This window comes from Nonomuraea sp. NPDC049709 (assembly GCF_040674815.1).
Taxonomy (GTDB): domain Bacteria; phylum Actinomycetota; class Actinomycetes; order Streptosporangiales; family Streptosporangiaceae; genus Nonomuraea.
Genome location: NZ_JBFANM010000031.1, coordinates 124523 through 133963 on the forward strand (window position 1 = coordinate 124523; position 9441 = coordinate 133963).

Below are 9441 nucleotides of genomic sequence, written 5' to 3' on the forward strand. Positions count from 1 at the left end.
CACAGAGCCTACGGGAGTTCGCACCTCACGTGCGGTGATCGCCTCTAGGCTGGTCGGGTGCTCGCCGTGATCCGATACACCGTTCCAGAGTCCCAGTCCCAAGACTTCGTCAAGCAGGGCCACACGATCCTCGACACGTTCGCGACCCAGCCCGGCTACCAGCGGGGCCGGCTGGCCCGCTCGGTCGACGAGCCCAACCTGTGGGCGCTGGTCACGGAGTGGGAGGGTGCCGGCTTCTACCGAAGGGCGCTCTCCGCCGCCCGGATGGTGATGTATCCCCTGATGATCCTGATGGTCAATGAGCCCAGTGCGTTCGAGGACGTCTACACGCGGGACGAGGCGTAGCATTACTCGCGCGCGAGAGCGGGCGGCCGTCCCCTAAGCTGGGATCTCACCAATTTCACTCGCCGACCTCCAGCCGGAAAGAGAACCAACCAAAATGGCACGACGCACCGACGTCATGGACACCATCGTCAGCCTCGCCAAACGCCGCGGGCTCGTCTACCCGTCGAGCGAGATCTACGGCGGACTGCGCGCGTCGTGGGACTACGGTCCTCTGGGCGTCGAGCTGAAGAACAACGTCAAGCGGCAGTGGTGGCTGTCGATGGTCCAGTCGCGCGACGACGTCGTGGGCCTCGACTCCTGCGTCATCCTGGCGCCCGAGGTGTGGCGCGCCAGCGGCCACGTCGAGACCTTCACCGACCCGCTGACCGAGTGCCTGTCCTGCCACAAGCGCTTCCGCGCCGATCACCTGATCGAGGCGTACGAGGAGAAGAACGCCAAGCAGCCCGAAAACGGCCTGGCCGACATCACCTGCCCCAACTGCGGCAACAAGGGCACCTTCACCGAGCCCCGGCAGTTCAGCGGCCTGCTGAAGACCTACCTCGGCCCGGTCGAGGACGAGTCGGGCCTGGCCTACCTGCGCCCCGAGACCGCGCAGGGCATCTTCATCAACTACCTCAACGTGCAGCAGTCGGCCCGCAGGAAGATCCCGTTCGGCATCGGCCAGGTCGGCAAGTCGTTCCGCAACGAGATCACGCCGGGCAACTTCATCTTCCGCACCCGCGAGTTCGAGCAGATGGAGATGGAGTTCTTCGTCAAGCCGGGCACGGACGAGGAGTGGCACCAATACTGGATCGACGAGCGCTTCCGCTGGTATTCCGATCTGGGCATCAACAAGGACAACCTGCGGCTCTACGAGCACCCCAAGGACAAGCTGTCCCACTACTCCAAGCGCACCGTCGACGTCGAATACCGCTTCAACTTCGTCGGCTCCGAGTGGGGTGAGCTGGAGGGCATCGCCAACCGCACCGACTTCGACCTGTCGGCCCACTCCAAGGCGTCCGGCGTCGACCTCAGCTTCTTCGAGCAGGACACCGGGGAGCGCTACGTCCCCTACGTCATCGAGCCGGCGGCCGGTGTCGACCGCGCCACGCTGACGTTCCTGCTCGACGCCTACAGCGAGGACGAGGCGCCCAACGCCAAGGGCGTCATGGAGAAGCGCACGGTCATGCGGCTCGACCACCGGCTCGCGCCGGTCAAGGCCGCGGTGCTGCCGCTCTCGCGCAACGCCGACCTGTCGCCGAAGGCCCGCGACCTGGCCGCCCAGCTCCGCCGCCGGTGGAACGTCGAGTTCGACGACGCGGGCGCGATCGGCCGCCGCTACCGCCGCCAGGACGAGATCGGCACGCCGTTCTGCATCACGGTCGACTTCGACACGCTCGAGGACCAGGCGGTGACGATCCGCGAGCGCGACTCGATGCGCCAGGAGCGCATCGCCATCGAGGGCGTGGAGTCCTACCTCCGCCAGCACCTCAACGACTGATCTCCGCTCGACGCCCCGGACGGGCCGCTCGCCGTGACCACGGTGGGCGGCCCGTCCGGCGTTGAGTCGTTGAAATGTGGCCGGATGCGGTCGTCGTGATTGACAAGGCTCCGGCATACGCGGACATTGCGGGCATCCCTAGCGGTATTCGGGGGCTGATTTCTCGGAGGCGCGATGAAGCGCACGTTAATCATGTTCGCCTGCACGTTCCTGTTACTCGGCTCATTCACGATCCCGCCCGCCTCGGCGGTGCCGAAGCCCGCGGCCGGGCCCGACGGGGTCTTCGTCTATACCGGCGAGCTCACCGCGGACCAGATGGCCAGGCTCGTCGCCGCCGGCGTCGACCGCGACGAGATGCGCATCGTCAAGCGGGCGGACGGCAAGGTCACCGTCGAGGTGATCCTCGCCTCCGCGCTCGCCGACACGCTCGCCGAGCAGGGCATCACCCTTCAGGCCCAGCGAGCGGGCCCCCGGGTCGCGGCGCAGGGCGACGGAGTGTTCAAGCGGTACACGGGCGCCGGCGGGATCCGCGAGGAGATCATCGCCGCGGCGAACGCCAAGCCCGGCATCGCCAAGGTCGTCAACCTGGGCAACAGCCTCAACGGCACGCCGATCACCGCGATCAAGGTGACCAAGGACGCCCGCAGCCTGTCCGACGGCCGGCGCCCGGCCATGCTGTACCTGGCCGCCCAGCACGCCCGCGAGTGGATCACCCCCGAGATGGTGCGGCGGCTGCTGCACCACTTCCTCAACGGCTACGGGACCAACGCCGAGCTGACCAAGCTGGTCAACACCACCGAGCTGTGGTTCCTGCCGGTCGCCAACCCCGACGGCTACGACCACACCTTCACCCCCGACAACCGCCTGTGGCGCAAGAACCTGCGCGACAACGACGGCGACGGGCAGATCACCAGCGCCGACGGCGTGGACCTCAACCGCAACTTCGCCTACAAGTGGCGCTACGACGACGAGGGCTCCTCCAGCCTCCTGTCCAGCCAGACCTACCGCGGCGCGGCGGCCCAGTCCGAGCCGGAGACCGTGGCGCTGGACAACCTGACCAAGCGGGTGCAGTTCAAGTACCTGCTGAACTACCACTCCGCCGCCATGCTGCTCCTGTACGGGATCGGCTGGCAGCAGGCCACCCCGTCGCCGGACGACCTCGTCTTCGAGGCCATGCTGGGCGACGACGTCACCCCCGCCGTCCCGACGTACGACCCGGACATCGGCGCCGAGCTCTACACCACCAACGGCGAGACCGACGGGCACATGACGAACCTCCGGAAGATCATGTCGATCACGCCGGAGATGTCCACGTGCGAGGCGGCGGCCCAGAAGTACCCCGACGACGAGTGGACGGTCGAGGGCTGCGCCGGAGGGCTCGGCTTCACCTTCCCCGACGACGAGCGGCTGATCCGGGAGGAGTTCGAGATGAACATCCCCCTGGCCGTCGCCGCCGCCAAGACCGTGCACACGCCGGACCGGCCGGTCTCCGTGGTCGGGCGCACGGTGCCCGACTTCGCGCCCGACTCCTTCACCGTCTCGTACGGCGACCCGCAGCCGGTGGCGGTCACCGCCCGCCGGTCGCTGCTGGGCAAGGTGCTGCGCTACCGGATCAACGGCGGCCCGGCGCAGATCAGGCCGCTGAGCGAGTGGAAGGGCGGCGAGCGGTACGGCGACGAGAACGACCTGTACTTCGCCGAGTACCGGGGCACGGTCAGCGGCGCGAAACCGGGTGACAGGGTCGAGGTCTGGTTCCAGGGCCTCAAGCCCGGCACCGGCGTCGTCTCCAGCCCGCACTTCACCTACACGCTGGCCAAGGACTCCGCGGCCAAGGTGCTGGTGCTCGCCAACGAGGACTACACCGGCTTCAACCCGGACTATCCGGCCTCGGTGACCGCGCCCAAGTACGCCGGCACCTACCGGCAGGCCATCCAGGCCGCCGGGTACGCCTCCGAGACGTGGGACGTGGACGCCCAGGGCGTGCCGCACCACCTCGGCGTGCTGTCCCACTTCAAGGGCGTCGTCTGGGAGCTGGGCGACAACCGGCTGTCCATGGACCAGCAGGACGTGGTCACGGTGACCCCGCTCGGCAACCTGCCCGACGCCGACGTCAAGCGGTCGCAGCAGGACCTGACGATCTCCATCCGCGACTACCTCAACGAGGGAGGAAAGCTCCTCTACACGGGCGAGACGGCCGCGTACTACGGCATTCTCGACACCATCGTCGGCGGCATCTACTACGGCATCGACGGCAACCCGGACGGCGACTGCGTGGTCACCACCGTCCAGGGCCTGTTCGACGAGTGCCTGCTGCTGGCCGACGACTTCACCCAGTACTACATGGGCGTCGGCGGGCGCATCCCGAGGGCCGACCCCGCCGGCTTCACCGGCACCGGCCCGCTGGCCGGGGTGAGCGGCACGTTCGGCGGACCCGCCACGGCGGACAACCCGCTGGACGAGGCCGGGGTCCTGCTCCCCATGGGCACGGACTTCCCGCGGTTCACCGGCACGCCGGCGGCCGACTACCAGCTCGGCACCCCCGGGCCGTTCGACCCGATCGAGGGCCAGTGGTACGTCAGGGGCGCGCACGCCGACGACTCCTACATGCGGCTGACCAGGACGATCGACCTGGGCTCCGTGACGGCGGCGCAGCAGCCGCGGCTGGCGTTCCAGCTGTCCTTCGACACCGAGCCCGGCTACGACAACGTCATCGTCGAGGCTCACACGGCCGGCCAGGACAACTGGACCACGCTGCCCGACCTCAACGGCGGCACGGACAGCGGCGTCCCGACGGAGTGCGAGGCCGGGTTCTACCTGGAGGAGCACCCGTGGCTGCGGCACTACCTGACCCCGGGCAACCCCTGCACGCCGACCGGCACCACGGGCTCGTGGAACCGGTTCACCGAGAACTCGGGCGGCTGGCAGCAGGTGGCCTTCGACCTGTCCGCGTACGCGGGGCAGCAGGTGGAGGTGTCGATCAGCTACGTGACCGACCCGAGCACCGGCGGGGTCGGCGCGTTCGTGGACGACACCCGGGTCACCACGACCGGCGGCACGCTGAACGCCGAGGGCTTCGAGGCCGGGCTCGGGCCGTGGGCCATCCCCGGTCCTCCGGCGGGCAGCCCGACGGGCGGCGGCGACTTCGTCCGGGCCCAGGCCGACAAGACGGCGGCCGTGACCACCAGGGACACGGTGCTGCTGGGCTTCGGGCTGGAGCAGCTGGGCAGTGACGCCCAGCGGAGCGCGGCACTGCGGAAGATGCTGAGGTATCTGATCGGCTGACCGCCGACCGGGACGGCCACCTCCGCCGCGGGGGTGGCCGTCCTTCTGTTCGCGCGGGCTCAGGCGAGGTGGCGGCCGAACCAGTCCAGGACCCGTTCGTACGCCTGCGCCGCCGCCGGCGCGTTGTACCGCTGCCCGGTGTCGTTGAAGAACGCGTGCCCCACCCCGGGGAACGTCACCAGCTCGTGCGTCAGCCCCGCCTTGGTCAGGGCGGCCTCGGCGGCGTCCCTGGTGGCGTTCACCCGGTCGTCCTGCTCGGCGTACACCCCGAGCACGGCGGCCTTCGTCCCGGTCATGTCGGCGTTCTCCGGCAGCGGCCCGTAGAAGGGCACGGCGGCGGCCAGGCGCGGCTCCGCGGAGGACAGCAGCAGCCAGGTCATGCCGCCGCCGAAGCAGAAGCCCATCATGCCGAGCTTCGCCCCGTCGGCGCGCTCGGCCAGCTCGCCCACCGCCGCTTTCATGTCGGCCACGAACCGCTCGTCCGTGATCTCCCCGAGCTTGGCCGTGGCCGCCGCGGTGTCGGTGAACGTGGCCGTCCCGCCCTCGCGGGACAGCAGGTCGAGGGCCAGGGCGGAGTAGCCGCTGGCGGCCAGGCGGCCGGCGACCGAGCGGATGTGGTCGGTGAGGCCGCGGTTCTCGTGGATCACCAGGACCGCGCCCTTGGGGTCCTCGGCGGCGGCCCAGGCGGCCTGCAGCGTCGTGCCCTCGGGCCCGGCGAACGTGATCGCCTCCGTCGGCAGCGGCGAGGGCCCGGCCGGGCTGCCCGTGGGCGAGGGGCTGGGCGGGGGAGAGGAGGGCGCGGCGGTGGTCGGGGCCGCGGACTCCGGGGGCGCGCCGCAGGCGGTGAGGAGCGCCGTGGCGGCGGGCAGGCCCAGGCCGAGCAGCGCGAGCCGCCGCAGCGCTTCGCGGCGGGGGATCAGGCCGTCCACATGGTCGTGGGCGACCTCTTCTGCGAGATAGCGCTGGATGGGCGTCATGTCGGAGGTCTAACCCCATCGACCGAAAAATCGTGTAAAGGCGGCGGTTACGCGGGTTTTCGCGGTCTCTTGATGACATTCGTCCTAAGCCGATACGAGGGACGAGGAATCAATGCGTACATCACGTTTCGCTCTTGTGTTGCTCGCCGCCGGCGCGGTCCTCATGACGGGCAGCGCGGCGTTCGCCGATCCGGAGCCGAGCGCTCTGGAACTGCGCGTGGTCGTGGACGACTGCTACCACGGCAGCGTGCAGCCATGACCGATCCGGCACTGCTCGAAAGGGCCCTGTTCGAGGTCAAGCGGGTGATCGTCGGGCAGGACCACATGGTCGAGCGGCTGCTCGTGGCGGTGCTCGCCAAGGGGCACTGCCTGCTCGAAGGCGTCCCCGGCATCGCCAAGACGCTGGCCGCCGAGACCATGGCCACGGTGGTCGGGGGGACGTTCGCCCGCATCCAGTTCACGCCCGACCTGGTGCCCGCCGACATCATCGGCACCCGGATCTACCGGCCGTCGACCGAGTCGTTCGACATCGAGCTCGGGCCGGTCATGGTCAACCTGCTGCTCGCCGACGAGATCAACCGGGCGCCCGCTAAGGTGCAGTCCGCCCTGCTGGAGATCATGGCCGAGCACCAGGTCAGCATCGGTGGCGTCACCCATGAGGTGCCCACGCCGTTCCTGGTGCTGGCCACCCAGAACCCGATCGAGTCGGAGGGCGTCTACCACCTGCCCGAGGCGCAGCGCGACCGCTTCCTGATGAAGATCGACGTGGACTATCCCAGCGAATCGGAGGAGCTGGCGATCGTCTACCGCATGAGCGTGAACCCGCCCACGCCCCAGAGCATCCTCGGCCCGGCGCAGGTCGTCGCGTTGCAGCGCCGGGCCGAGGAGGTCTTCGTGCACCACGCCGTCGCCGAGTACGCCGTCCGCCTGGTCTACGCCACCCGCGACCCCGACCGGTTCGGGGTGCAGGACGTGCGCCGGCTGCTGGCGTTCGGGGCCAGCCCCAGGGCCACGCTCGGCCTGCTCGCGGCCGGCCGGGCGCTGGCGCTCATGCGGGGGCGCGACTACGTGCTGCCCGAGGACGTACGGGACCTGGCGCACGACGTCATGGCCCACCGGCTGGTGCTCTCCTTTGACGCGCTGGCCGACGGGGTCATGCCCCGGCAGATCGTGGACCGCGTGCTGGCGGCCGTGCCGATGCCGGTCATCGCGCCCCAGCAGCAGGACGCCGTGGCATGAAGCCGTACCTGATGGCAGAGCCGGCGCTGCGCCGGCTCGAGCTGACGATCACCAGGAGGCTGGATGGACTGCTCCAGGGCGAACACCTCGGCCTGGTACCAGGTCCCGGCAGCGAACCGGCGGAGTCCCGGCCGTACCAGCCGGGCGACGACGTACGGCGGATGGACTGGAACGTCACCGCCCGCACGAACGAGCCGCACATCCGGGACCTGGTCGCCGACCGGGAGCTGGAGATCTGGGCGCTGCTCGACGCCACCGCCAGCATGGACTTCGGCACCGCGGCGATGGAGAAGCGGGAGCTGGCACTGTCCGCCCTGGCCGCGGTCGGCTTCCTCACCCAGCGGACCGGCAACCGGATCGGCACCCACCTGCTGCACGGCGGCGGCGTCAGGACGCTGCCCGCCCGGACGGGCCGGCCGCACCTGATGGCGCTGCTGCAGGCGGCGTTCGCGCTGCCGCGCACCCCGCCGGGGGTGGCCGAGCCGCTGATAGGCGTGGCGGCCGACCAGCTCGGCCGGGTCGTACGGCGCCGCGGCCTGGTCGTCGTCGTGTCGGACTTCCTCGACGCCCCGGAGACCTGGGAGCTGCCGCTGCGCCGCCTCACCGCCCGGCACCAGCTCCTGGCCGTGGAGGTGCTCGACCCGCGCGAGCTGACCCTGCCCGACGTGGGGATCCTCACGCTGATCGACCCGGAGACGGGCCGGCGGCGCGAGGTCGCCACGGGCAACGCGCGGCTGCGCCGCAGGTACGCCGAGGCGGCGGCCGTGCAGCGCGACGCCGTCACGCAGGCGCTGCGCCGGGCCGGAGCCACCCACCTGCGGCTGCGTACCGACCGGGACTGGGTGCGTGACCTGGTCAAACACGTCATGGGCCAGCGTCGCCTGGCCATGCTGGCCGCCGGCCCGGCCCGGCCGGGCGGCGTGCCCGAGGGAGGAGGTGACGCCGCATGACGCTCATCGCACCCCTCTGGCTGCTGCTGCTCGTCCCCGTGGCCCTGATCGCCCTGATGTACGTGGTCATGGCGCTGCGCAGCAGGACCGCCTACGCCGTCCGCTTCACCAACCTCGACCTGCTCGACAAGGTGGCGCCCCGGCGGCCGGGCTGGCGCAGGCACGTGCCCGCGGCGGCGCTGCTGCTCATGTTCGCGCTGCTCGTGGTGGGCTTCGCCCGGCCGACGGCCGAGGTGCAGGTGCCGAGGGATCGGGCGACGATCATGGTGGCGTTCGACGTGTCGGCGTCCATGGGCGCCACCGACGTCGCGCCGAACCGGTTCGAGGCGGCCAAGCAGGCGGCCAGGCAGTTCGTCCAGGGGCTGCCCGAGCGGTTCAACCTGGGCCTGGTGTCGTTCTCGTCGGCGGCCTCGGTCGCCGTGCCGCCCACGCTGGACCGCCAGACGGTGCTGACCGCGCTCGACCGGCTCAGCACCGCCTCGGGCACGGCCATCGGCGAGGCCGTCTACTCCTCGCTGGAGGCCGTCGCCTCGCTCGACTCCGAGGAGGAGGCGCCGCCCGCGCACATCGTGCTGCTGTCGGACGGCTCCAACACCACCGGCCGCACGCTGAGCGACGCGGCGGCGGAGGCGTCGAACCGCGGCATCCCGGTCACCACCATCGCCTACGGCACCCCGGACGGCACCATCAGCCTGTCCGGCCGGGAGGTCCCGGTGCCGGTGGACGGGCCCGCGCTGCGCGGCCTGGCAGAGGCGGCCGGCGGCGGGTTCTACGAGGCGGCCAGCGGCGACGAGCTGCAGGCGGTCTACGAGGACATCGGCACGTCGGTCGGCTACCGCACCGAGCAGCAGGAGATCTGGCAGTGGTTCGTGGGAGCGGGGCTGGTCTTCGCGCTGATCGCGGCGATGACGTCGATGCTGTGGTTCTCGAGGCTCCCATGATGGGCCTGGGCAGCCCCCGCGGGCCGGAGTTCCGCACGGTGCCGCTCGGGGCCCACCCGGAGGCCCCGGGCGGCGCACCGCCCCTGACCACACTGCCGCCGGCCGCCGGGAGCGCGGCGAGACCTTCCCCCGCGTCGCCGCCCAAGGCGCGTCTCCTGGTGACCGCCCCGTACGGCCCCGCCGCAACGCCGCCAGCAGCGCCGCCTCGCCCACCAGCGTGCGCCGGT

The 9441-nt window shown here is 70.9% G+C and carries 8 protein-coding genes; 7 read left to right on the forward strand and 1 reads right to left on the reverse strand.

Translation table 11 applies throughout. The features are described from left to right. Positions 1-57: 57 nt before the first annotated feature. From AB0J69_RS29675 to AB0J69_RS29685, 3 genes are all read left to right on the forward strand, one after another. Positions 58-345: an antibiotic biosynthesis monooxygenase gene (locus AB0J69_RS29675; RefSeq protein ID WP_364123615.1), complete on the forward strand. Its 288-nt coding sequence runs from the start codon at positions 58-60 to the stop codon at positions 343-345. A gap of 94 nt (positions 346-439) precedes the next feature. Continuing rightward, complete coding sequence (locus tag AB0J69_RS29680) at positions 440-1825, forward strand: glycine--tRNA ligase (protein ID WP_364123617.1); 1386 nt, start codon at positions 440-442, stop codon at positions 1823-1825. Positions 1826-1999: 174 nt separating this feature from the next. Next, positions 2000-5107, forward strand: a complete 3108-nt coding sequence (locus AB0J69_RS29685; protein WP_364123619.1) for a M14 family zinc carboxypeptidase — start codon at positions 2000-2002, stop codon at positions 5105-5107. Positions 5108-5166: 59 nt separating this feature from the next. Here AB0J69_RS29685 and AB0J69_RS29690 read toward each other — a convergent pair whose 3' ends face one another. Then, positions 5167-6084, reverse strand: coding sequence for a dienelactone hydrolase family protein (locus AB0J69_RS29690; RefSeq protein ID WP_364123621.1), 918 nt, complete (start codon positions 6082-6084; stop codon positions 5167-5169). Positions 6085-6196: 112 nt separating this feature from the next. Between AB0J69_RS29690 and AB0J69_RS29695 the strand changes: the two genes are divergently transcribed. Genes AB0J69_RS29695 through AB0J69_RS29710 form a run of 4 tightly spaced genes read left to right on the forward strand, consistent with a single transcriptional unit; the run spans position 6197 to position 9214 of the window. Continuing rightward, a complete protein-coding gene (locus AB0J69_RS29695; RefSeq protein WP_364123623.1) occupies positions 6197-6343 on the forward strand; it encodes a hypothetical protein in 147 nt (48 codons plus the stop codon). Further along, positions 6340-7323, forward strand: coding sequence for a MoxR family ATPase (locus AB0J69_RS29700; protein WP_364123625.1), 984 nt, complete (start codon positions 6340-6342; stop codon positions 7321-7323). The genes AB0J69_RS29695 and AB0J69_RS29700 overlap by 4 nt, the downstream gene beginning before the upstream one ends. After that, positions 7320-8273, forward strand: a complete 954-nt coding sequence (locus tag AB0J69_RS29705) for a DUF58 domain-containing protein (RefSeq protein WP_364123627.1) — start codon at positions 7320-7322, stop codon at positions 8271-8273. The genes AB0J69_RS29700 and AB0J69_RS29705 overlap by 4 nt, the downstream gene beginning before the upstream one ends. Further along, entirely contained in the window at positions 8270-9214 is a 945-nt protein-coding gene (locus AB0J69_RS29710; RefSeq protein ID WP_364123629.1) for a VWA domain-containing protein, read from the forward strand. The genes AB0J69_RS29705 and AB0J69_RS29710 overlap by 4 nt, the downstream gene beginning before the upstream one ends. Positions 9215-9441: the final 227 nt, after the last annotated feature.